The organism is Curtobacterium sp. PhB172 (genome assembly GCF_003752545.1).
Classification (GTDB): domain Bacteria; phylum Actinomycetota; class Actinomycetes; order Actinomycetales; family Microbacteriaceae; genus Curtobacterium.
The window spans coordinates 129,796-151,961 of sequence record NZ_RKIF01000010.1 but is presented as its reverse complement, the minus strand read 5'-3'; the positions used below and the strand labels follow the sequence as shown (position 1 = coordinate 151,961).

Genomic DNA, 22,166 nt, shown 5'->3' with positions numbered 1-22,166 from the left:
AAGCGGCGGACGAGCGTCCGGCCTAGAACCACTTCTCCGCACGGTGGTCCGCCTGGATGCGACGGATGGTGTTCGAGCGGGACCGCAGCACGAGCGAGTCGGTGTGGATGACACCGCGCGAGCGACGGACACCGTCGACCAGGACGCCGTCGGTGACGCCGGTGGCGACGAAGAACGTGTTGTCACCCGTGACCAGGTCGTCCTGGTCGAGGACCTTGTCCAGGTCGTGGCCGGCGGCGATGGCGCGCTCGCGCTCCTCGTCGTCCTTGGGCTGGAGCTTGCCGAGGATCACACCGCCGAGCGCCTTGATCGCGCACGCCGTGATGATGCCCTCGGGGGTGCCACCGACGCCGACGCACATGTCGATGGTCGAGCCGGGCAGGGCGGCGGCGATGCCACCGGCGACGTCACCGTCGAGCAGCAGTCGCGTGCCGGCACCGGTCGCACGGATCGCGCGGATCAGCTCGTCGTGACGGGGACGGTCGAGCACGGCCACGACCATGTCCTCGAGGTCCTTGCCCTTGGCCTTCGCCAGCGCGCGGATGTTGTCGCCGATCGGCTTCTCGAGGTCCAGGACACCGCGACCCTCGGGGCCGGCGGCGATCTTGTCCATGTAGAACACGGCGGAGGGGTCGTACATCGAGCCACGGTCCGAGACAGCCATGACGGAGATGGCGTTCTGGCGGCCGGCGGCGGTGAGCGAGGTGCCGTCGATCGGGTCGACCGCGATGTCGCAGGCCGGGCCGTGACCGTTGCCGACGTGCTCGCCGTTGTAGAGCATCGGGGCGTTGTCCTTCTCGCCCTCACCGATGACGACGACGCCGTCGAAGTTCACGGTGCCGAGGAACTTGCGCATCGCGTCGACCGCGGCGCCGTCGGCGAGGTTCTTCTCACCACGCCCGACCCACGGCTGGGCACGGATCGCGGCGGCCTCCGTCGCACGCACGAGCTCGAGCGCCAGGTTGCGGTCGGGCTGGAGGAACAGGGAGCCGGTTTCCGTAGAGGGAGTCACGACCCGAGCCTACCGACCGGCGGCCGACCGGCGGTCTGGACACCGGGCCCGTGAACGCATGTGCACGACGGACGCGGGCCGAGCGCGTAACCCGCACCGCGCCTCCAGAGCTTCTGACTACGATCGGCGGGGACATCACCGAAGTCGAAGGAGATCCACGTGCCCATCGCAACGCCGGAACAGTACGCCGAGATGATCGAACGCGCGAAGGCGGGCAAGTTCGCGTACCCCGCGGTCAACGTGTCCTCGTCGCAGACCATCAACGCTGTCCTCCAGGGCCTGCAGGAGTCCGGCTCGGACGGCATCCTCCAGGTGACGACGGGCGGTGCCGACTACTTCGCCGGGCACACCATCAAGAACCGTGCCGCCGGTGCTCTCGCGATGGCGAAGTTCGCCCACGAGGTCGCGAAGAACTACGACATCACGGTCGCGCTGCACACCGACCACTGCCCGAAGGACGCCCTCGACGGCTTCGTCCTGCCGCTCATCGCGGCGAGCGAGGAAGAGGTGCGCGCCGGGCGCAACCCGATCTTCCAGTCGCACATGTGGGACGGCTCGGCCGTGCCGCTCGACGAGAACATCGAGATCGCGAAGACCATGATCGAAAAGACGCGGAACATCAACGCGATCCTCGAGGTCGAGATCGGCGTCGTCGGCGGCGAAGAGGACGGCGTCGAGCACGAGGGCACGAACGACGCCCTGTACACGACCCCGAACGACGTCGAGAAGGTCGTCGACGCACTCGGCCTCGGCGACAAGGGGCGCTGGATCGCCGCGCTCACCTTCGGCAACGTGCACGGCGTCTACAAGCCGGGCAACGTCAAGCTCCGCCCTGAGCTCCTCGGCGAGATCCAGGCCTCGGTCGCGGCCAAGCACGGCACGGGCGAGAACCCGCTCGATCTCGTCTTCCACGGCGGCTCCGGCTCGACCGACGACGAGATCCACGAGGCCGTCCGCAACGGCGTCATCAAGATGAACATCGACACGGACACGCAGTACGCGTTCACGCGCTCGATCGCCGACTCGATGTTCCGGAACTACGAGGGTGTCCTGAAGATCGACGGCGAGGTCGGCAACAAGAAGCAGTACGACCCCCGCGCCTGGGGCAAGGTCGCCGAGTCCGCCATGGCGGCTCGCGTGGGCGAGGCCGCGAAGGTGCTCGGCTCCGCCGGTCACACCAAGGGCTGACACCGGGAGCAACTGCCAGGAGGAACGGGGCGCGTCCGACGGACGTGCCCCGTTCTGCGTCCGGTCGACTCCACCGCATGCCACGATGGGCAGGTGACCGTCGACGCCATCGCCTCCGAGTTCGCCCAGTTCGTCACCGAGTCGCCGACCGCGTTCCACGCGGCAGCGGCCGCCCGTGACCGCCTCGTCGCAGCCGGGTTCACCGAGCTGTTCGAGCTCGACGCCTGGCCGACCGAACCCGGTGCGTACGTCGTGGTCCGCGACGGTGCGGTCATCGCGTGGCGCCTGCCGGAGGGTGCACCGGCGACGACCCCGTTCCGGATCCTCGGCGCACACACCGACTCCCCCGGGTTCCGGATCAAGCCGAACCCCGGAGTCCGCACCGGCGGGTGGGAGCAGCTGAACGTCGAGGTCTACGGCGGCGCGCTCCTGTCGACGTGGTTCGACCGCGACCTGCGCATCGCCGGCCGGGTCGTCGACACCGACGGCAGCGTGCGGCTCGTCAGCACCGATGCCGTCGCCCGCATCCCGAACCTCGCGATCCACCTCGACCGCGGGGTGAACGACGGCAAGGAGATCGACCGCCAGCGCCACACGCTGCCGATCGTCGGCGTGGACGGCGACGCCGGCGGGACCTCGGTCGTGGAGTGGTTGCGCGCTCGCCTCGGAGACGATGCAGTCTCGTGGGACCTCTTCCTCGCCGACACCCAAGCCCCCGCCCGCATCGGCATCGAGCGCGAGTTCCTAGCGTCGGGCCGGATGGACAACCTGACGAGCGTGCACGCCGGGCTCCGCGGCATCGTGGACGCCCCGGCGGACGGCGACCACATCCCCGTGTTCGCAGCGTTCGACCACGAGGAGATCGGTTCCTCGACCCCGTCCGGTGCCGGTGGCCCGTTCCTCGAGGACGTCCTCGTCCGCGTGCAGGAGGGTCTCGGCGCCACCCGCTCCGAGGCCGCCCGGGCGTTCCGCGCCTCGTGGCTGCTCTCGAGCGACGCCGGTCACCTGGTGCACCCGAACCAGTCGGAGAAGCACGACCCGACGAACCGTCCGCGCCCCGGCGCCGGTCCGCTGCTGAAGATCAGCGCGAACCAGCGTTACATGACCGAGGCCAAGGGCGAGGCCGTCTGGGCCGCCGCGTGCGACACCGCAGGGGTGCCGTGGCAGCCGTTCGTCAACGTCAACACGATCCCCGGTGGCTCGACCATCGGCCCGATCGCAGCGACCCGGCTCGGGATCCCGACGATCGACATCGGCGTCGGGTTGCTGTCGATGCACTCGATCCGCGAGCTCGTGCACGTCGAGGACCTGGCATCACTGCACGGCGCCGTCGCGGCGTTCCTGGCCGGCTGAGCCCTGACCGGCTGGACCCGGTCGCCCACGCGGAACGACGTTCTCGACGTCTCACGACATCGAGAACGTCGTTCCGGGTCGGCGCGTACCCGGCTCGGGTCAGGCGCCGGCCTGGCGCATCATGAACTCCACGAACTGCGGGTCCTGGAACACCACGACGACGAACGCGATGGTGCTCACGAACGTGGCCACGACCGCGCCGACGATCGGCACCCAGAACGTGCGCTTGCGTGCCCGGAGCCGGCGGATCGACCACCACGCCACGAGCGCGAAGACCACGACGTTCGTGATCGCCCCGATGATCGCGGCACCGCTCAGTGCACTCGGGTCGTTCAGCGCCGTGTACTGCGTCTCGAGGGTCCGACGCACCGTCGACGCGACGTTGGTCACCGCGAGGGACTGCACCACGGAGATGAGTCCGAAGGCGAGCAGCCCGACCGTCAGGACGAAGTCGGCGGGCGTGCGGCCGAACCGGCTCGTCGACGCGGACCGCTGCGACCCGCCCGTGGTCGGGTCGCCGGCTGCGCCGGGTCGGCCTGGAGGCACGGTGCCGGTCGGCGCACCGGCACCGGACCGGTACGCGGTCGCGCCGTCCTGCCCGGCCTGGCTCGCCGCCTGCTGGCGGCGGTCGCGCTCCTGCTGCTCGCGCTCCTGTCGTTCCTGTTCGACCAGGACCGGGTTGACCCATCCCTCGGGCGCGTACTCGCCGTACGCGGGGGCGGGTCGGCCGTGGACCCGGCCGCTGACGGCACCGGCGGCCGTCGTCGGGGACGTGCCCCGGGCCTCCTGGCCGGCTGCCGCCGTGTCGTCGACCTGACCCGGCTCGCGCTGCGGCACCGAGCCCCAGCCGTCCGCGCCGCTCATGCCCGACGCCCGCCGAGCGCGCGCGTCGGGTTGCCCGACGCGTCGGTGCGGAGCTCCTTCGGGAGCGAGAACATCAGGTCTTCGTGTGCGGTCACGACTTCTTCCACGGCGCCGTACCCGGCGTCGGCGAGTTGTTCGAGGACCTCGGCGACGAGCTCTTCGGGGACGGACGCACCGCTCGTGACGCCGACGGTGGCGACGCCGTCGAGCCACTCCTGGCGGATCTCCTCCGCGTAGTCGACGCGGTGCGCGGCCTTCGCCCCGTGCTCCAGGGCGACCTCGACCAGACGGACGCTGTTCGACGAGTTCGCGGAGCCGACGACGATCACCAGGTCGGTGCCCGGGGCGACCTTCTTGATGGCGACCTGGCGGTTCTGGGTGGCGTAGCAGATGTCGTCGGACGGCGGGTTCGCGATCGTGGGGTACTTCTCGCGCAGCAGGCGGACGGTCTCCATCGTCTCGTCGACGCTCAGCGTGGTCTGCGACAGCCAGACGAGGTTGTCGGGGTCGGGGACGTCGAGCGCGGCGACGTCGTCCGGTCCGTTGACCAGGATCGTGCGGTCGGGGGCGTGTCCCATCGTGCCCTCGACCTCTTCGTGGCCGGTGTGCCCGATCAGGATGATGGTCCGCTCGGCCTTGGCGAACCGGGTGGCCTCGCGGTGGACCTTGGTGACCAGGGGGCAGGTGGCGTCGATGGCGTGCAGGTCGCGGTCGGCAGCACCGGCGACGACGGCCGGCGAGACGCCGTGGGCGCTGAAGACGACGTGCGAACCGCGCGGGACCTCGGCGACGTCGTCGACGAACACCGCACCGCGCTGCTCGAGGGTCGACACGACGTGGACGTTGTGGACGATCTGCTTGCGGACGTAGACGGGCTCGCCGTACTGCTCGAGCGCCTTCTCGACCGCCACCACCGCTCGGTCCACCCCGGCGCAGTAGCCGCGGGGTGCCGCGAGCAGCACCTTCTTCGGACCGGCGACCGGCTCGTCACGCAGTCGCCCACGCGCCGCGTGCACACGCGGAGGGGCGAGCGGGACCGTGTGGCCGTTGGTGATCGTCACGTCCCCGATGATAGGTGAGCGGGACGCACGCGACCTGGGCGCGGGGGCCGGCTGTGGAGAACCTGCCGCTCGCCCGCTGTCACCGGTGTCGGGCACGATGGACGTCCAGCACGAGAAGGAGCGACGTGGCGATCGAACAAGGCCCGCCGACGGCCGACAACCCGTGGCCGGTCGCGCTCCTCGGCGCGAAGCTCCGCGACTGGATCGATCGGCTGGGCACCGCGTGGATCGAGGGCGAGATCACGCAGTGGAACGTCGCCGGCGGCAACGTGTACGGCAAGCTCAAGGACGTCGAGGTCGATGCGACGGTGTCGTTCTCGATCTGGTCGAGCGTGCGGTCCCGGGTGCCGGCGGACATCAAGCAGGGCGACCGGGTCGTCGCGGCCGTCAAGCCGAACTACTGGGTCAAGGGCGGCTCGCTGACCATGCAGGTCGTCGAGATGAAGCACGTCGGCCTCGGTGACCTGCTCGAACGGCTCGAACGCCTGCGCCGGACCCTGGGCGAAGAGGGGCTGTTCGATCCCGCACGCAAGAAGCGCCTGCCGTTCCTGCCGCACCGCATCGGCCTGATCACCGGCAAGGACTCCGACGCCGAGAAGGACGTCAAGCGCAACGCGCAGCTCCGGTGGCCGCAGGTCGAGTTCCGCACCGTCCACACCGCGGTGCAGGGCGAGCGCACCGTGGGCGAGGTCACGGCGGCGATCCTCGAGCTCGACGCCGACCCGACGGTGGACGTCATCATCATCGCCCGTGGTGGCGGCGACTTCCAGAACCTGCTCGGCTTCAGCGACGAAGGACTCGTCCGCGCAGCAGCAGCAGCGAGCACACCGATCGTGTCGGCCATCGGGCACGAGGCCGACCGTCCCATCCTCGACGAGGTCGCGGACCTCCGTGCCTCCACCCCCACCGACGCCGCCAAGCGCGTCGTGCCCGACGTCGCGGAGGAGCTCGCGAACGTCCGGCAGGCCCGCGCCCGCATCGGCCTGCGGTTGTCGCAGACGCTCGCGGTCGAGGCCGACCGGATCGCAGCACTCCGGTCACGCCCCGCGCTCGCGTCGACGGCGTGGCTCGTCGACACCCGTGCGGAGGAAGTGGCCCGCGACCTCTCCCGGTCGCGGGAGCTGCTCGATCGTCGGCTCGAGCGGGGCCACTCCGAGGTCGGGCACCTGACCGCCAGGCTCCGTGCGCTGTCGCCACGCGACACCCTGCGCCGCGGCTACGCGATCGTGCAGCGGGCCGACGGCGGCGTGGTGCGGTCGTCCGACGACCTGACCGGGCAGACGCCGGTGCACGTCACGCTCGGCGCGGGGACGGCGACCGGAACGCTCGAGCCGGACGGGCCGGGTCCCGACGGGTCGGGTTCGACCGGGTCGGGTCCGACCGGGTCGGGTCCGACCGGGTCGGGTCCCGACGGGTCGGGTTCGACCGGGTCGGGTTCGGGCGCCTGACGCGTCGGGATTGCCGACGGCCTGGTCACCAGCCGCGGTCGCGCAGCCAGGTCGTCGCCAGCGTGCTCCACGCCTCGGCCGGCCCGAGGCCCTCGGCGAGCCCGATGCCGTGCACCCCGCGCTCGAACACGTGCAGGTCGAACGGCACCCCGTGCCGCGCCAGCGCGTGTGCGTAGGACAGCGAGTGCGTCACCGGCACGTGCTCGTCCTCGGCCGTGTGCCACAGGAAGGTCGGCGGGGTCCGGTCGTCGACGAGCAGGTCCGCGTCCACCGCGGACCGCTCGCGGACGCTCGCGCCCGATCCGAGCAGGTTGTCGGCGCTGCCGACGTGCGGGTGGTCCGTCATCGACGTCACCGGGTAGCAGAGCACCGTCAGGTCGGGTCGGTCGTCGACGTCCGACACGGCGCGCTCGGCCGGCGTCGGTGCGTTCGACACGAGGGCCGCCAGGTGCCCGCCTGCCGACGAACCGATCACGACGATCCGCGGATCGGACGGGAGGCCCGCCCAGCGTCCGGCACGCAGGTCGCGGACGAGCGCTCGGGTCGCCACCACGGCGTCCGGGTGGCGGTGCGGGGCGAGCGGGTACGCGAACACGACCGCGTCGATGCCGATCCCGTTCAGCCAGCGGGCGTACCCCTCACCCTCGTGCGGAGCGTGCATGCCGTACCCGCCGCCGGGCAGGACGACCGCGAGCGAGCGGCGGCCCGGCAGCCCGTCGCGCTCCGCGCTCGGTCCGTCCGGTGCCGGGTACCAGTCCACGCCCTCGGGGAGATCTGTCATGGCGCGACCCTACCGGCCGGTGTTCTCCCCAGGCGCAGCGGGCACGTCGGTCAGTCGGTGGACCCTCGGTAGGATCGAGTCGTGCCATCCCAGCAGGAACCCGAGCAGACCGACGTCCAGTCGCTGAGCTACGAAGCAGCCCGCGACGAACTCGTGCGTGTCGTGAGCGAGCTCGAACAGGGCTCCGCGACCCTCGAGCGCTCGCTGTCGCTCTGGGAGCGCGGCGAGGCCCTGGCCGCCCGCTGCGAAGAGTGGCTCGTCGGCGCTCGTGCCCGGCTCGACGCGGCCCGCGCGGCCAGCAGCGCCGAGGACGGCTCCGCCCGATGACCGACGCGAACGGTCGCCCGATCGTCGCCGAGCTCGGCCGACCCGAGACGGCAGAGGAGACCTGGGCACGCAAGGACGCCGCACGGACCGCTCGTCGCCAGCACCAGACGGCCTTCAACCTGGTGATCGCGCTCATCGCGTCGCTCGGCATCGTGCTGTTCCTCGTCGCCGTGGTCGTGCGGCCGAACACCACGGTCGACCGCACCGTCGACTACCAGCAGATCGCGGCCGATGCCCACGTCGGCGACATCACCCTCGCCGCCCCCGACCTGCCGAGCGGCTTCACGTCGAACCGCGCCGACTTCTCCGACAAGACCTCGGACGACGTCGACGTCTGGACCGTCGGGTTCGTGACGCCGGACAAGCAGTACCTCAGCCTGCAGCAGGGCGTTGACGCGAACGGCTCGTGGGTCTCGAACCAACTCGACCAGCGACCGTCGACCGGCACTCGCGTCATCGACGGCACGAAGTGGACCGTGTACGACCGACGGGCCGAGGGCTCGGATGCCGGCAACCACGCGTACTCGCTCGTGTCCACGTTCGGCGCCAACACGATCGTGCTCTCCGGCACCGCCGACGACTCGTCGTACCGCACCGTGGCCACGGCCGTGACCAAGCAGTTCTCCCAGTAGCGACCGCCGGACGGATCCTGCCGGACACCCCGCAGCCCGACCACTCGACCTGATCCGACCCGATCCGAGGAGCCCCATGCCCGACCGCGCCGCCTCCACCCCGTCCGACGCCCTGCGCCTGCTCGTCGACGGCAACGCCCGCTTCGCCGCCGACAAGCGCCGCATGGGCCGCACGGACCCCGACCGCCGCACCGAGCTCCAGGGGTCGCAGGCGCCGTTCGCGACCGTCCTCGGCTGCTCCGACTCGCGCGTGCCGTTCGAGCACGTGTTCGACGCGGGCATCGGCGACCTCTTCGCCATCCGCAACGCCGGGCAGATCGTCGACGACGTCGTGCTCGGGTCGATCGAGTTCGCGGTCGTCGCGCTCGGCACCCCGCTCGTCGTCGTCCTGCGCCACACCCGGTGCGGAGCCGTCGCCGCCGCCCGCTCGGGTGAGCCGGTCCCCGCGCCGCACCTGCAGGCCCTGGTCGACGCAATCGCCCCGAGCGTCGAGAAGGTCCGTGCCACCGACGCCGAGCTCCCGCAGGAAGCGATCGGCGCCGCCCACCTCGAGGCCACGCTCCGCCAGGTGCTCGAGCGCTCCGGTGCCGTCTCCGACGCGATCGCCGAGGGCCGGCTGGCCGTCGTCGGCGCGACCTACGACCTCGGCACGGGCGAGGTCACGATCGACACGGTGGTCGGCAACGCCTGACGGCGCCTCGGCGCCGCACCCGCACGTCCCACATCCGTCGCACCGGTACAGTCGAACGAGACGCCCGGCGCCGGTTCCGTGACCCACGGAGACCTCGTGCGCCGGCGCAGTCCCCCGACGCGACCGCGTCCGGCGAGCACCCCAGGAAGGACCACGACGACGTGACCGACACCACCGAGACCGAGTTCCGCATCGAGCACGACACCATGGGCGAGGTGCGGGTGCCGAAGTCGGCGTTGTACCGCGCCCAGACCCAGCGCGCTGTCGAGAACTTCCCCATCTCGGGCACCGGGCTCGAGTCAGCCCAGATCGTGGCGCTCGCCCGCATCAAGCGCGCTGCGGCCATCGTGAACGGCGAGCTCGGCATCGTCGAGCCCGCCGTCGCCGACGCCATCGCGGGCGCGGCGGACCTGATCATCGGTGGGCAGCACCACGACCAGTTCCCCGTCGACGTGTACCAGACCGGCAGCGGCACGTCGTCGAACATGAACATGAACGAGGTCCTGGCCACGCTGGCGTCGGACATCGGCGGCACCGCGGTGCACCCGAACGACCACGTCAACGCCTCGCAGTCCTCGAACGACGTGTTCCCGACCTCGGTGCACGTCGCTGTGACCGAAGCCCTGCTGCGCTCGCTCGTCCCGGCGCTCGAGCACCTCGCCGAGTCGCTCGAGGCCAAGGCCACGTTGTGGGCCGACGCCGTGAAGTCCGGCCGCACGCACCTGATGGACGCCACCCCGGTCACCCTCGGCCAGGAGTTCGGTGGCTACGCACGCCAGATCCGCCTGGGCATCGAGCGGGTCACCGCGACGCTCCCCCGCGTCGCCGAGGTCCCGCTCGGCGGCACCGCCGTCGGCACCGGCATCAACACCCCGAAGGGCTTCCCGCAGCGGGTCATCGCCCAGCTCGCGAGCGACACCGACCTGCCGATCACCGAGGCCGTCGACCACTTCGAGGCCCAGGGCGCGCGCGACGCCCTGGTCGAGGCCTCCGGGGCGCTCAAGGTGCTCGCGGTCAGCCTGACGAAGATCAACAACGACCTGCGCTGGATGGGGTCGGGCCCGAACACCGGGCTCGGCGAACTGCACATCCCCGACCTGCAGCCGGGCTCGTCGATCATGCCCGGCAAGGTCAACCCGGTCATCCCCGAGGCCACCCTGATGGTCGGCGCGCGGGTCATCGGCAACGACGCCACCATCGCCTGGGCGGGTGCGTCCGGTGCGTTCGAGCTCAACGTCGCGATCCCCGTGATGGGGACGGCGCTGCTCGAGTCGATCCGCCTGCTGGCGAACAGCTCGCGGGTGCTGGCCGACAAGACCATCGACGGGCTGCAGGCGAACCTCGAGCGGGCCCGGGCGTTCGCCGAGTCGTCGCCGTCGATCGTCACCCCGCTCAACCGGGTCATCGGCTACGAGGCCGCGGCGAAGGTCGCGAAGTACGCCGTCGCCGAGGGCATCACCGTCCGCCAGGCCGTCGTGGCACTCGGACACGTCGAGCGTGGCGAGGTCACCGAGGAGCAGCTCGACGCGGCACTCGACGTCCTGTCCATGACCCACCCGAGCTGACGCCTCCGAGCTGACCCCTCCGCGCTGCCGCCTCCGCGAAAGCGACAGATCTCCGCGAACTGTTCGCGGAGATCTGTCGCTTTCGCGTGAGGGGAACAGCCGGGCGCTAGACCAGGTCGGGCGAGTCCAGCAGGTCCGTCACGAGGGCGGCGATCGCGGAGCGCTCCGACCGCGTCAGCGTGACGTGGGCGAACAGCGGGTGGCCCTTGAGCCGCTCGATGACGCTCGCGATGCCGTCGTGCCGTCCGACCCGCAGGTTGTCGCGCTGCGCGACGTCGTGGGTGAGCACCACGCGGGAGTTCTGCCCGATGCGGGAGAGCATGGTGAGCAGCACGTTCCGTTCGAGCGACTGTGCCTCGTCGACGATCACGAACGCGTCGTGCAGGGACCGACCGCGGATGTGTGTGAGGGGCAACACCTCGATCAAGCCGCGCTCGATCACCTCGTCGAGGACGTTGTCGGACACCACCGACCCGAGGGTGTCGTAGACCGCCTGCGCCCACGGGTTCATCTTCTCGCCGGCGTCACCGGGCAGGAACCCGAGGTCCTGGCCACCCACGGCGTACAGCGGTCGGAACACCATGATCTTCTTGTGCTGCTGCCGCTCCAGCACCGCTTCCAGCCCGGCGCACAGGGCCAATGCGGACTTGCCCGTGCCGGCGCTGCCGCCCAGGGACACGATGCCGATCTCGGAGTCGAGCAGCGCGTCGATCGCGAGCCGCTGCTCGGCGGAGCGGCCGCGCAGCCCGAAGACCTCGCGGTCGCCACGGACCAGGGCGACGGAACCGGCGGTGTGCACGCGCCCGAGGGCCGAACCGCGCTCGGAGTGGATGACGACACCGGTGTTGACCGGCACGCCGTCGAGCTGGACGGAGCGGATCTCCTCCTTCTCGTACAGGTCGGCCATCTGCTCGCCGGAGACCTGCAGGTCGGCGATGCCGGTGTAGCCGGAGTCGACCGCGAGCTCGGCGCGGTACTCCTCGGCCGCCATGCCGATCGACGACGCCTTGACGCGCAGGGGCAGGTCCTTCGACACGACGACCACGTCGAGCCCGTCGTTCTGCAGGTTCGAGGCGACGGCGAGGATGCGGGAGTCGTTGTCGCCGAGCTGCAGCCCGGACGGCAGGACGGACTGGTTGGAGTGGTTCAGCTCGACGCGGAAGGAACCGCCGTCACCGAGCGCGATCGGGAAGTCGAGCCGTTCGTGTTCGATGCGCATCTCGTCCAGCAGCCGGAGGGCCTGCCGCGCGAAGTACCCGATCTCCGGGTCGTTGCGCTTCGACTCGAGTTCGCTGACGACCACCACGGGCAGGACCACCGCGTGCTCGGCGAAGCGGAACAACGCCCGCGGATCGCTGAGGAGCACCGATGTGTCGAGCACGTACGTGCGCTGGGCGACCGACGTGGACGAGTCCGCGGTGGGCTGGTGCTGGGTTCCGCGAGAGACGTTCTGAGAGGTCACGACCACTCCATCCCCGGGCCGCGAGCAGCCCGGTCCATGTCCTCGAACGCGGCCGTGGAGCGGGTCCCGAAGCACCGACTGTGGCCGCTTCGATCGGGCGCGGTGCCCGATGGGGACAACGTACGTCCGCCCTCCGACACCCCGCCAGCGACACGCGGTTCCCGGCGTTACGGTCACGTGAACAACGTGACACCGGCAGTCGACGTGGCAGGATGCCGGACGGGAGGCCCGTGGCGGCGCCGCCCCGCGCCTCCCGTCCGCCGGTGGGGCGCGCGTTACTGCAGCGTGGCGTACGAGACGCAGGCGTCCCGGAACATGTCCAGCGTCTCGTCCGTCGTCGAGGCGAACACCGACACCCGCGCGACGCCGAGCCGCGTCGTCGCGGTCACGCCGTGGTTGTGCAGCGCCGCGGACAGCGCGGTCAGGCGTCCCTCGGCCGGCCGCAGCACGACGATGCCGGCGCGCTCGCGCGGGTCACGGCTGGACTCGACCTCGAGCCCGAACTCGTCCGCGATCGCGAACACGCGCTCGACGCGCTCGGTGACGCGCTCCTGCACGGCGGCGACACCGACGGCGGTCAGCCGGTCCAGCGACACCGCGAGGCGGGCCTGCGCGATGGGGTCGATGCGGGTCATCTGGTAGCCGGCGGCACCCGGGCGCACGGCGGGGACGTCCACTGGCCAGCCGGTGGTGCCGTGCGCGCCGGACAGCGCCGGACGCAGGCGGTTCAGGGCACGGTCGCTGAAGGCGGTGAACCCCGTGCCCCAGCCTGCGTGCAGCCACTTCTGGCCGCCGGTGGCGACGACGTCCGCGATCTCGTACGGGGCGTCGACGACCCCGAAGCCCTGGATCGCGTCGAGGATCAGCAGGCGGTCTCCGATGACCTCGCGGATGCCGGCGAGGTCGGCCAGGTAGCCGGTGCGCCAGTCGACCAGCGACACCGCCACGGCCGTCACGTCGTCGGTCAGGCGCTCCTGGATGAGCGAGGGGGTCATCCACCCGGCACCGGACTCGATGACGACGGGCTGGACGCGGCCGCCGGTCGCCGAGGCGGCACTCGCCAGCGCGAGCGGCAGCGAGGGGTACTCGTCGGCCGACACCAGCACGCCGCCGGTCAGGCCGAAGGCGGTGTGCAGCAGGCCGGGCGTCGTCGCGGTCTGCGAGACGACCTGGTCCTCGCGGCGACCGACCAAGCGGGCGGCGACCGTGCGGACTCGGGCGTCCTGCTCGTCGAGGGTCTCCATGGCGCCGAATCGCATGTGCTCCTGGATCGTGCCGAGCACGCGCTGCTCCTCGAGCACGGCGGTCTGCACGGGGCCGAACGCAGCGTGGTCGAGGTAGCCGGGGTCCTCGGAGAAGCCGGCGGCGTACTCGTCGATGTTCACAGGGGTGCACCTTTCACAGTGTCGAACCCTGAGAGCCTACTGGGACGGGGCTGCCGCGGCCGACGCGACGCGGGACGTGGCCACTCCGTGCGCGGTGTGGGCAGCGTCCGCCGAGTCAGCCTGGACAGCAGGTTCAGCCGGTTCAGCCGGTTCAGCCGGTTCAGCCGCCTCAGCCGCCTCAGCCGCCTCAGCCGCCTCAGCCGCCGAAGCGTCGGGACCGCAGCCCGAAGTCGCGGACGGCACGCAGGAAGTCGACCTCGCGCAGGTCGGGGTAGAGCGCCTCGACGAAGTAGAACTCGCTGTGCGCGCTCTGCCAGAGCATGAAGTCGGACAGCCGCTGCTCGCCCGAGGTCCGGATCACCAGGTCGGGGTCGGGCTGTCCCTGCGTGTACAGGTGGTCGCCGATGAGCTCGGGGGTCAGGACCTCGGCCAGGGTGTCGATCGTGCCGCCACCCGCGCCGTGCGACTCCACGATGCTGCGCATGGCGTCGGCGATCTCGCGGCGTCCGCCGTACCCGACGGCCAGGTTGATGTGGAGTCCGGTCCGGCTGGCGGTGCGCTCCTCGGCCTGCGCGAGCGCGGACACGAGCGAATCGGGCAGCCCCTCGTTCGACCCGACGTGCTGGACGCGCCAGTCCGTGGTGTCGGCGAGCACCCCGGCCAGGTCGCCGATGATGCCGACGAGCTCACTGAGTTCCGCTCCGGCACGTCCGGTCAGGTTGTCGGCGGAGAGCAGGTAGAGCGTCACGACCTCGATGCCGAGCTCGTCGCACCAGGTCAGGAACTCCGGGATCTTCGCGGCGCCGGCGCGGTGGCCGTGCGCGGCGGACTCGAGCCCGAGCTGCTTCGCCCACCGACGGTTGCCGTCGACGATCATGGCGACGTGCTTCGGCTTCGCGCTGCCCTCGATCTGGCGGCGGATGCGGCTCTGGTAGGCGCGGTAGAGGATCCCTCGTCCTGCCCATCCCACCCTGCCGGTCACGCACCGAGCGTAGTGCACCGTCGGTCGGAGCGTCCCGAGTGCGGCTCCCCCGGAACTCGTGGCATCCGTTCGGGCGCGGGGCTTACAGTCGGCACATGCAGGACGAGCACGAGACCGCCACCCTCCCCCACGTCCCGTTCACCGAAGAGGCCGCGACGACCACGGAGGACACCCGCCCCGCCTGGCGCGGGTGGATCCACCTCGGTGCGTTCCCGTTCGCCATCGCGATGGGCATCGTCCTCATCGCCCTGGCCGACAGCACCGCGGCGAAGGTCGGCAGCGCGGTGTTCATGGCCACGTCGCTGGCCATGTTCGGGGTCTCCGCGACGTACCACCGGTTCCCGTGGGGGCCGACCGTCAAGGCGGTGCTCAAGCGCATCGACCACACGAACATCCTGCTGCTCATCGCCGGCACCTACACGCCGATCGCGATCTGCGCCCTGCCGCACACCCTGATGGTGGTCGTGCTCTGGGTGATGTGGTCCGGCGCCGCCCTCGGCATCGCGTTCCGGGTGCTGTGGATCAACGCGCCCCGGTGGCTGTACGTGCCGATCTACCTGGTGCTCGGGTGCGCGGCGCTCGGGCTGCTGCCGCAGTTCTTCGCGGCGAGCGTCCCGATGACGGTGCTCATCCTGTCCGGCGGCGCTGCCTACATCGTCGGCGCGCTGGTCTACGGCTTCAAGCGGCCGAACCCGGTGCCGACCCAGTTCGGCTTCCACGAGGTGTTCCACGCCCTGACGGTCGTGGCCTTCGGCGCGCAGTGGGTCGGCGTGCTCATCGTCGCTCTTGACCCGGTGCGCTGACGGTCGCACGTTCCTTCCCAGAACGCGCGCGATGCCTGGTCGTTCCGGGCGTACTCACCCGGAACTCTCGACCAGGTACGCCCGATCCGTCCAGGTACGCCCGATCCGACCATGTACGCCCGGTTCCGGCCGGTGCGCTAGCGCGTCAACCGCGCTCGGTGTCGTCCCCGACGTCGGCTCGGCCGTCCTCGGCCGCACGCCGCTCCGACTCGTCCGTCGCCGGACCGTCGACCGCGGTGCCGTTCGCTTCCGCCTCGAGACGCTCGCGGATCTCCGACCGGTAGCGCGTCCGGCGGATGCGCCGGGTCATGTCCACGACCAGGACGATCGTCGCGATCGCCACCAGCGCGATGGCGATGAACCCGACGACACCGGGGGTGACGTTCACGTCCGGCACGACGCTGGGGCTGGGACTGGGGGTGGCGGCGAGTGCCGCCGCGATGGAGCTCACGGGGTCGGTTCCTTGTCGGCAGGGATCCCGGCGAACAGATCGGTCTCCGGGAGCTCGGTCGGCACGCGGGCCTCCACGAGCTGGTAGTCCTCGGTCGGCCACACCGTGGCCAGGAGGTCGTTCGGCCAGTAGAAGAACGCACTGTCCGGTGCCACCTGGCTGGCGTGGGCGCGGAGCGCGGCGTCGCGCTGGTCGAAGTACTCGTGCACGTCGACGTGCGTGGTCGCGAGGTCGGGCCGGTCGGCGAACCGCTCGACCCACTCGCGCAGCTGCTCGATCGCGGGGCTGTCCGGGTCGCGGTCCTGCAGCGCCTCGAAGATCGTGCGGAAGCGGCGCGGGTTCATCGTGCGCTCGTAGTAGAGCTTGGCGATCGACCACGGTTCGCCGGCCGCCGGGTACGCAGCGGGGTCGGCCGCTGCCGTCCAGGCGGCGACGGACACCTCGTGCGTGCGGATGTGGTCGGGGTGCGGGTAGCCGCCGTTCTCGTCGTAGGTGACGAGCACGTGCGGACGGAACCGGCGGATGACCCGGACGAGCGCCTCGGTGCTGTACTCGAGCGGCACGGTCGAGAACGTGCCGGGTCGGACGGTCTCGCCCTTCTCGGCGTCAGGCAGTCCGGAGTCGTGGTAACCGAGCCACAGGTGGTCGATGCCGAGGGCTGCCTGCGCGGCGGCCATCTCACCGCGGCGGTACCCGGCCATGTCGCGGTGCGCACGGCTCGTCGCGGGCTCGCCGAGCTTGTCGTTGAGGATGTCGCCGGCCTCGCCCCCGGTGCAGGACACGACGAGCACCTCGTGCCCCTCGGCCACGTACTTCGCCGCGGTCGCCGCCCCCTTGCTCGACTCGTCGTCGGGGTGGGCGTGGACGGCCAGCAAGCGGTACGGCACGGGACTTCCTCACGGGGGTGAGCGTGGGCGAGCGGAGGACGAGCGGAGGACGAGCGGGGACGGGAAGTGCACAGCGACGCGTGAACTACCCTGGGATCAGGATAATCACCCCGGGAGCCCCGAACTGTCCGAACAGCACCGCACCGCCACCCTCGACGACCGCTACGGCCGCACCCCGGCCCGAGCGCGCCGCAGCAAGGCCGTCGCGATCACCGCCGCCATCGCCGTGGTCGTGGTCTTCGCCGCCTGGGTGATCTGGGCGGGTCTCGACCAGTCCGACCGCGGCCTCACCGACGACGTCGTGGGGTACGAGGTCCTCTCCCAGCACAGCACGGTCGTGCACTCGCAGGTCTCCGTCGACCCGGGCGTCCGGGCGAAGTGCGCCGTCCAGGTCCTCGACAAGAGCTACTCGATCGTGGGCTGGAAGGAGATCACCCTCGCACCGTCCGAGCAGCGCACCCGCAGTGTCAGCACCGAGGTGACGACCACGACCCGTGGCGTCACCGGCTTGATCCACGACTGCTGGATTCCCTAGACTGTCCTGATTCGCCTCTCGAGACCGACCACTCGGCCGGTCTCGTTTTTTCATGGTCGAAGGGACAGAAGATGAGCAACGACACGCAGGTCACCTGGCTGACCCAGGAGGCGCACGACCGTCTCCAGGCGGAGCTCGACGAGCTGAGCGGCGAGGGCCGTGCCGAGATCGCGCGCCGCATCGAGGCCGCTCGCGAAGAGGGCGACCTCAAGGAGAACGGCGGCTACCACGCCGCCAAGGACGAGCAGGGCAAGATCGAGGCGCGCATCCGCGTCCTCACGAACCTCCTCAAGCACGCGACCGTCAGCGAAGCCGTCTTCGACGGCACGGTCGAGCCCGGCACCGTCGTCACCGCGGTCATCGCGGGCGACGAGTCGACGTTCCTGGTCGGCAGTCGCGAGATCGTCGCCGAGGGCTCCGACCTGACCGTCTACAGCCCGGTCAGCCCCGTCGGCGCGGCGATCGTCGGCCTCAAGGCCGGCGACGAGGCCACCTACACGGCGCCGAACGGCAAGGAGATCGCGGTCGAGGTCGTCAAGATCGAGCGCTACGAGCCGTAGGCAGCACCACAGACGGACAGGAGGCCCGGGGCGACACCGCCACGGGCCTCCTGTCCGTCTGTCGGTCGCGTCCACGGCCCGCGCCTGACTCGGAACGACACCACCGACGTCGTACGACAGCGACGTTGTCGCTCCCCAGCGGCCGCAACAGTTGCACGCGCGCAAGAACGACGTTCTCGGTGTCGCACGACGTCGACGTTGTCGCACCGCCCGTCGTCGCAGGACGCGTACGCAGGACTAGTGCTCGAGGAGCTCCGGGCGGAAGCCGACCTCGTGCAGGCGCTGGATGACCTCTTGTGCGTGCTCGGGGCCACGCGCCTCGATCGACAGGTCGAGGGCCACCTCGTTGATGACCAGGCCCTGTCCGTGGCGGGTGTGCAGGACCTCGACCACGTTCGCGCCGGCGTCCGAGATCACCTGGGCGACCCGGGCGAGCTGGCCGGGACGGTCCGGCAGCATGATGCGGATGCCGATGTAGCGCGACGCAGCGACGAGACCGCGGGTGATCACACGCTCCATCATGAGCGGGTCGATGTTGCCGCCGCTCAGCAGCACGACGGTGCGCCCGGTGTCGCGGACCGCACCGGACATGATCGCGGCGACGCCGACGGCACCGGCGGCCTCGACCACGAGCTTCGCACGCTCGAGCAGCACGAGCAGGGCGCGGGCGGTGTCGTCGTCGGAGACCGTGACGATGTCGTCGACCAGGTCGCGGATGATCGGGAAGTTCAGGTCGCCGGGGCGGGCGACCGCGATGCCGTCGGCGATCGTCGGTGTGGTCGTGATGGTGACGGGCTCGCCGGCGCGGATCGACGACGGGTACGCAGCGGCGTTCTCGGCCTGCACCCCGATGACCTTGATCGGTCGTCCGAGCCGCTCGGCCATGCCCTTCACGGCGAGGGCGATGCCGGAGATGACTCCGCCGCCGCCGATCGGGACGACGACGGTGTCGACGTCGGGCACCTGGTCGATGATCTCGAGGCCGAGGGTCCCCTGGCCGGCGATGACGGCGGGGTGGTCGAACGGCGGGATGAAGACCGCTCCGGTGTGCGCGGCGAAGTCCTTGGCGGCGCTCAGGGCTTCCTCCACCGAGTGGCCGCGCAGCACGACCTCGGCGCCGTAGTGGCGGGTGGCCTGCAGCTTCGGCAGCGCGACGCCGACCGGGGTGAAGATCGTCGCCGGGATGCCGAGCTCGCGGGCGGCGAGGGCGACGCCCTGGGCGTGGTTGCCGGCACTGGCCGCGACGACGCCCTTGGCGCGCTGTTCCTCGGACAGGGTGGACAGGCGGTTGTAGGCGCCGCGGACCTTGTACGCGCCGGTGCGCTGCAGGTTCTCGCACTTCAGGTGCACCGGTGAACCGAGCACTTCGGCCAGGAACTGCGAGGTCTCCATCGGGGTGACGCGCGCGACGCCCGAGATGGTCTCCCGCGCCGTCTCGATGTCCGCGAGGGTGGGGATCGCGGCGAGCGTGTGCTGGGAGGCGCTGGTGTCGGTCACTCCCCCATCATCGTCGTTCCGGGCGTCCGCGGCGAACCCGTGACACGAGGGATCGTTCAGCGTCAGCCTGCCGTCCCCTTGACCGCGGTCGGCTGCTCGTCGGTGCCCGGCTTCGGGACGTCGCCACGGCGCTTGCGCAGCTTGAGGATCTTGCGCCGGCGCTTGGTCCGGACGTTCTCGTCGTGCGCGTCCTGCTTGGCCTCGAGCACGTGGTCGGAGTCCATCGTCTTCCACCGGCCGCTCGAGATGGTCGTGACCATGGAGTTGACGGTGGCGATGAGCGGGACGGCGAAGAACGCGCCCGCGATGCCCGCGAGACCCGACGCCGCGGTGACCCCGAGGACGACGGCGAGCGGGTGCACCTTGACGGCGCTGCCCATGACGAGCGGCTGCAGGATGTGTCCCTCGACCTGCTGCACGACGAGGATCACGCCGAGCATGATGACCGCCGCCACCGGGCCGTTGAAGACCAGGGCGACGAACACCGCCAGGAACCCGGTGACGATCGCACCGACGACCGGGATGAACGACCCGAGGAACACGAAGACCGCGATCGGCACGACGAGCGGCAGCTGCAGGAAGAACGCACCGAGGCCGATGCCGACGGCGTCGACGAACGCGACGAAGATCTGCACCCGGATGAAGCTCGTCAACGTCGTCCAGCCGGCGACCCCGGCGCCGTCGATCGCGCTGCGGGCGTTCTTCGGGAAGAGCCGGACCGTCCAGCGCCAGACGTTCTTGCCGTCGATGAGCAGGAAGATCACCGTGAAGATGACGATGAACAGGCCGGTGAGGATGTGCGTCAGCGACGACCCCGCGCTGGCCACTCCGGACAGGATCGAGCCGGAGTTGCTCTGCAGCCAGTCGGTCGCCTGGTTGAGGTAGGAGTTCAGGTCCTTCTGACTGATCCCGAGCCCGGAGCTGAGCACGAAGTCGCGGATGTTGTCGTACTGCGACAGGGTTCGGTCGCGGAGCGACGGGTAGGCGGCGGCGATCTGGTCGACGACGAGCCAGATGAGCGCCCCGACGGCGGCGAGCCCACCGACCAGGCTGACGATGACGGCGAGCCACTTCGGCACGTGGTGGCGCTGCATCCAGTTCGACAGCGGGACCAGGAGCGCGGCGACGACGATGCCGATGAGGAACGGGATGAGGATCTCGCTGAACAGCGTCACCAGGTAGATGACCACCGCGACGACGCCGACCACGACGAGGATCCGCCACGACCACGCGCCGGCGATCCGCATGCCGGGCGGCACCGCGTCATCGACGACGACGGGATCCGCGTGCGGTGTCTTCTTTCCCCAGGCCATGGGCCGATCCTAGCGATCCGAACGTCCTCGCGTTCCAGATACGGCATACGTTCGGACGCCGCGCTGTCGGCGGGGTTCGGTAGCGTCGCCGCATGGTCAGGTCCTCGCTCTCCGCCGCCGAAGCCCGCCGCGTCGCCCTCGCCGCGCAGGGGTTCGGTCGGCCACCGGCGACGGACGTCTCGACGCGTGCGGTGAACGCTGCGTTCGCTCGGCTCGGGCTGCTGCAGATCGACTCGGTGAACGTGTTCGAGCGCAGCCACTACCTGCCGCTCTTCGCACGGCTGGGGGCGTACGACCGGTCCACGCTCGACCGACTGACCCTCGGCCGGTCCGGGCCCTACACCGAGTACTGGGCGCACGAGGCAGCCCTCATCCCGCGCGACGACCTGCGGCTGTTCCGCTGGCGGATGGACGCCCTGCGGGAGCGCGACGCCGGCCCGACCCGGATCGACGGCGTCACCCGCACCGCCGGGGTCCGACGTGAGCTGCACGCGCTCCTGCGTGCCGAGGGGCCGATGCAGGCCAGCGCGGTCGAGCACGAGTCGAACGTGCGCCGTGGTCCGTGGTGGGGCTGGAGCGACGTGAAACTCGGGCTCGAGCAGATGTTCCGCTGGGGCGAGGCCGTGAGCGCCGGACGGTCGGGCTTCGAGCGCGTGTACGCCCTGCCCGAGCAGGTCCTGCCGGCCGGGTTCCTCGAGACGGCACCGCCGCGCGCTGCCGCAGTGCTCGAACTCGTCCGGCACGCCACCCGCGCCCTCGGGGTCGGCACCCGAGCGGACATCGCCGACTACTACCGACTGCGGTCGGACGACACCGCCGGCGCCATCGCGGAGCTCACCGCTGCCGGCGAGCTCCTGCCCGTGCGGGTCGAGGGCTGGGGTGAGCGGGCCTGGCTCCACCCCGATGCCCGGGTGCCCCGGCAGCTGACCGCCGACGCGGTGCTCAGCCCGTTCGACCCGGTCGTGTGGTTCCGCCGGCGGGCGGAGCGGATGTACGGGTTCCACTACCGGATCGAGATCTACACACCGGCGCCGAAGCGTGTGTTCGGGTACTACGTGCTGCCCGTGCTGCAGGACGACCGCCTCGTCGGCCGGGTCGACCTGAAGAGCGACCGGCAGCGTGGCGTCCTACGGGTCCGTACCGCGTGGCAGGAGCCCGGCGAGCACCTCGATGCCGAGCGGCTGGCCGAGACCCTCCGACGCACCGCCGCCTGGCAGGGACTCGACGAGGTCGAGGTCACCGATCGGGGCACGGCTGCGGCCGCGGTCGCCGGTGCGCTCGGCCTCCCGCTGGTCCCGCACGAAGCCGTCGACGACGCCGATGCCCCCGAACCCACGGAACAACTCGACCCCGTCGAGGCCTGACCGGG

Annotated in this window: 22 protein-coding genes; 11 read left to right on the top strand and 11 right to left on the bottom strand. The window is 71.0% G+C overall.

The annotated features are described in order from the left end of the window. Positions 1-22: 22 nt before the first annotated feature. Positions 23-1,012 carry a class II fructose-bisphosphatase gene (gene glpX / locus EDF42_RS14870; RefSeq protein WP_123673052.1) on the bottom strand — a complete coding sequence of 330 codons (990 nt, stop codon included), beginning with the start codon at positions 1,010-1,012 and terminating at the stop codon, positions 23-25. Positions 1,013-1,171: 159 nt separating this feature from the next. On the opposite strand from glpX, the gene fbaA reads away from it, so the two are divergent. Further along, the gene (fbaA, locus tag EDF42_RS14865) at positions 1,172-2,200 is read left to right on the top strand and encodes a class II fructose-bisphosphate aldolase (RefSeq protein ID WP_123673050.1); all 1,029 of its coding nucleotides are present in this window, start codon (positions 1,172-1,174) and stop codon (positions 2,198-2,200) included. Positions 2,201-2,293: 93 nt separating this feature from the next. Next, positions 2,294-3,553 carry a M18 family aminopeptidase gene (locus EDF42_RS14860; RefSeq protein ID WP_123673048.1) on the top strand — a complete coding sequence of 420 codons (1,260 nt, stop codon included), beginning with the start codon at positions 2,294-2,296 and terminating at the stop codon, positions 3,551-3,553. Between the two features lie 99 nt (positions 3,554-3,652). Here the strand turns inward: EDF42_RS14860 and EDF42_RS14855 are convergent, their stop codons facing one another. Together EDF42_RS14855 and EDF42_RS14850 are read right to left on the bottom strand one after the other, a co-directional pair. Beyond that, entirely contained in the window at positions 3,653-4,417 is a 765-nt protein-coding gene (locus EDF42_RS14855) for a DUF6264 family protein (protein WP_123340657.1), read from the bottom strand. Beyond that, entirely contained in the window at positions 4,414-5,478 is a 1,065-nt protein-coding gene (locus EDF42_RS14850; protein WP_374102062.1) for a 4-hydroxy-3-methylbut-2-enyl diphosphate reductase, read from the bottom strand. The genes EDF42_RS14855 and EDF42_RS14850 overlap by 4 nt, the downstream gene beginning before the upstream one ends. A gap of 125 nt (positions 5,479-5,603) precedes the next feature. Between EDF42_RS14850 and xseA the strand changes: the two genes are divergently transcribed. After that, positions 5,604-6,926, top strand: coding sequence for an exodeoxyribonuclease VII large subunit (xseA, locus tag EDF42_RS14845; RefSeq protein ID WP_260235520.1), 1,323 nt, complete (start codon positions 5,604-5,606; stop codon positions 6,924-6,926). Between the two features lie 25 nt (positions 6,927-6,951). Here xseA and EDF42_RS14840 read toward each other — a convergent pair whose 3' ends face one another. Further along, positions 6,952-7,707, bottom strand: coding sequence for an alpha/beta hydrolase (locus EDF42_RS14840; protein WP_123673047.1), 756 nt, complete (start codon positions 7,705-7,707; stop codon positions 6,952-6,954). An 81-nt stretch (positions 7,708-7,788) separates the two neighbouring features. Between EDF42_RS14840 and EDF42_RS14835 the strand changes: the two genes are divergently transcribed. From EDF42_RS14835 to EDF42_RS14820, 4 genes are all read left to right on the top strand, one after another. After that, positions 7,789-8,034 (top strand): exodeoxyribonuclease VII small subunit, encoded by a 246-nt coding sequence (locus EDF42_RS14835; protein WP_111084805.1) that lies wholly within the window; start codon positions 7,789-7,791, stop codon positions 8,032-8,034. Next, complete coding sequence (locus EDF42_RS14830) at positions 8,031-8,666, top strand: DUF4245 domain-containing protein (protein WP_123673045.1); 636 nt, start codon at positions 8,031-8,033, stop codon at positions 8,664-8,666. The genes EDF42_RS14835 and EDF42_RS14830 overlap by 4 nt, the downstream gene beginning before the upstream one ends. A gap of 76 nt (positions 8,667-8,742) precedes the next feature. Continuing rightward, positions 8,743-9,357: a carbonic anhydrase gene (locus EDF42_RS14825; RefSeq protein WP_111084807.1), complete on the top strand. Its 615-nt coding sequence runs from the start codon at positions 8,743-8,745 to the stop codon at positions 9,355-9,357. Positions 9,358-9,518: 161 nt separating this feature from the next. After that, positions 9,519-10,922: an aspartate ammonia-lyase gene (locus EDF42_RS14820; RefSeq protein ID WP_123673044.1), complete on the top strand. Its 1,404-nt coding sequence runs from the start codon at positions 9,519-9,521 to the stop codon at positions 10,920-10,922. Between the two features lie 106 nt (positions 10,923-11,028). Here EDF42_RS14820 and EDF42_RS14815 read toward each other — a convergent pair whose 3' ends face one another. The 3 genes from EDF42_RS14815 to EDF42_RS14800 all read right to left on the bottom strand — a co-directional run bounded on the left by EDF42_RS14815 (position 11,029) and on the right by EDF42_RS14800 (position 14,751). Beyond that, positions 11,029-12,390: a PhoH family protein gene (locus tag EDF42_RS14815; RefSeq protein WP_185021053.1), complete on the bottom strand. Its 1,362-nt coding sequence runs from the start codon at positions 12,388-12,390 to the stop codon at positions 11,029-11,031. 269 nt (positions 12,391-12,659) lie between these two features. Next, complete coding sequence (locus EDF42_RS14810; RefSeq protein WP_123673041.1) at positions 12,660-13,769, bottom strand: aminotransferase class V-fold PLP-dependent enzyme; 1,110 nt, start codon at positions 13,767-13,769, stop codon at positions 12,660-12,662. Between the two features lie 196 nt (positions 13,770-13,965). Continuing rightward, entirely contained in the window at positions 13,966-14,751 is a 786-nt protein-coding gene (locus EDF42_RS14800) for an isoprenyl transferase (RefSeq protein ID WP_185040973.1), read from the bottom strand. 95 nt (positions 14,752-14,846) lie between these two features. On the opposite strand from EDF42_RS14800, the gene EDF42_RS14795 reads away from it, so the two are divergent. Beyond that, positions 14,847-15,554 (top strand): hemolysin III family protein, encoded by a 708-nt coding sequence (locus tag EDF42_RS14795; RefSeq protein WP_123673035.1) that lies wholly within the window; start codon positions 14,847-14,849, stop codon positions 15,552-15,554. A 145-nt stretch (positions 15,555-15,699) separates the two neighbouring features. Here the strand turns inward: EDF42_RS14795 and EDF42_RS14790 are convergent, their stop codons facing one another. Together EDF42_RS14790 and mca are read right to left on the bottom strand one after the other, a co-directional pair. Continuing rightward, positions 15,700-16,005, bottom strand: a complete 306-nt coding sequence (locus EDF42_RS14790) for a hypothetical protein (protein ID WP_123294745.1) — start codon at positions 16,003-16,005, stop codon at positions 15,700-15,702. Further along, positions 16,002-16,892, bottom strand: a complete 891-nt coding sequence (gene mca / locus EDF42_RS14785) for a mycothiol conjugate amidase Mca (protein WP_123673033.1) — start codon at positions 16,890-16,892, stop codon at positions 16,002-16,004. Before mca ends, EDF42_RS14790 begins: the two co-directional genes overlap by 4 nt. Here mca and EDF42_RS19265 point away from each other — a divergent pair. Together EDF42_RS19265 and greA are read left to right on the top strand one after the other, a co-directional pair. Next, positions 16,777-17,427, top strand: a complete 651-nt coding sequence (locus tag EDF42_RS19265) for a DUF4307 domain-containing protein (protein ID WP_260235519.1) — start codon at positions 16,777-16,779, stop codon at positions 17,425-17,427. The genes mca and EDF42_RS19265 overlap by 116 nt on opposite strands. A 71-nt stretch (positions 17,428-17,498) precedes the next feature. Beyond that, positions 17,499-17,987: a transcription elongation factor GreA gene (gene greA, locus EDF42_RS14775; RefSeq protein WP_123673031.1), complete on the top strand. Its 489-nt coding sequence runs from the start codon at positions 17,499-17,501 to the stop codon at positions 17,985-17,987. 237 nt (positions 17,988-18,224) lie between these two features. Here greA and ilvA read toward each other — a convergent pair whose 3' ends face one another. Together ilvA and EDF42_RS14765 are read right to left on the bottom strand one after the other, a co-directional pair. After that, complete coding sequence (gene ilvA, locus EDF42_RS14770; protein ID WP_123340649.1) at positions 18,225-19,484, bottom strand: threonine ammonia-lyase; 1,260 nt, start codon at positions 19,482-19,484, stop codon at positions 18,225-18,227. Between the two features lie 62 nt (positions 19,485-19,546). Beyond that, positions 19,547-20,797 carry an AI-2E family transporter gene (locus tag EDF42_RS14765; protein WP_123340648.1) on the bottom strand — a complete coding sequence of 417 codons (1,251 nt, stop codon included), beginning with the start codon at positions 20,795-20,797 and terminating at the stop codon, positions 19,547-19,549. Between the two features lie 92 nt (positions 20,798-20,889). On the opposite strand from EDF42_RS14765, the gene EDF42_RS14760 reads away from it, so the two are divergent. Beyond that, positions 20,890-22,161 carry a winged helix-turn-helix domain-containing protein gene (locus EDF42_RS14760; protein ID WP_123673029.1) on the top strand — a complete coding sequence of 424 codons (1,272 nt, stop codon included), beginning with the start codon at positions 20,890-20,892 and terminating at the stop codon, positions 22,159-22,161. Positions 22,162-22,166: the final 5 nt, after the last annotated feature.

What these genes read in the sequence shown, in the direction of transcription:
- EDF42_RS14855 (WP_123340657.1), bottom strand. Translation starts at nt 4,417, where the DNA reads ATGAGCGGCGCGGACGGCTGGGGCTCGGTGCCGCAGCGCGAGCCGGGT.
- EDF42_RS14840 (WP_123673047.1), bottom strand. Translation starts at nt 7,707, where the DNA reads ATGACAGATCTCCCCGAGGGCGTGGACTGGTACCCGGCACCGGACGGA.
- EDF42_RS14830 (WP_123673045.1), top strand. Translation starts at nt 8,031, where the DNA reads ATGACCGACGCGAACGGTCGCCCGATCGTCGCCGAGCTCGGCCGACCC.
- EDF42_RS14825 (WP_111084807.1), top strand. Translation starts at nt 8,743, where the DNA reads ATGCCCGACCGCGCCGCCTCCACCCCGTCCGACGCCCTGCGCCTGCTC.
- EDF42_RS14795 (WP_123673035.1), top strand. Translation starts at nt 14,847, where the DNA reads ATGCAGGACGAGCACGAGACCGCCACCCTCCCCCACGTCCCGTTCACC.
- greA (WP_123673031.1), top strand. Translation starts at nt 17,499, where the DNA reads ATGAGCAACGACACGCAGGTCACCTGGCTGACCCAGGAGGCGCACGAC.
- EDF42_RS14765 (WP_123340648.1), bottom strand. Translation starts at nt 20,797, where the DNA reads ATGGCCTGGGGAAAGAAGACACCGCACGCGGATCCCGTCGTCGTCGAT.
- EDF42_RS14760 (WP_123673029.1), top strand. Translation starts at nt 20,890, where the DNA reads ATGGTCAGGTCCTCGCTCTCCGCCGCCGAAGCCCGCCGCGTCGCCCTC.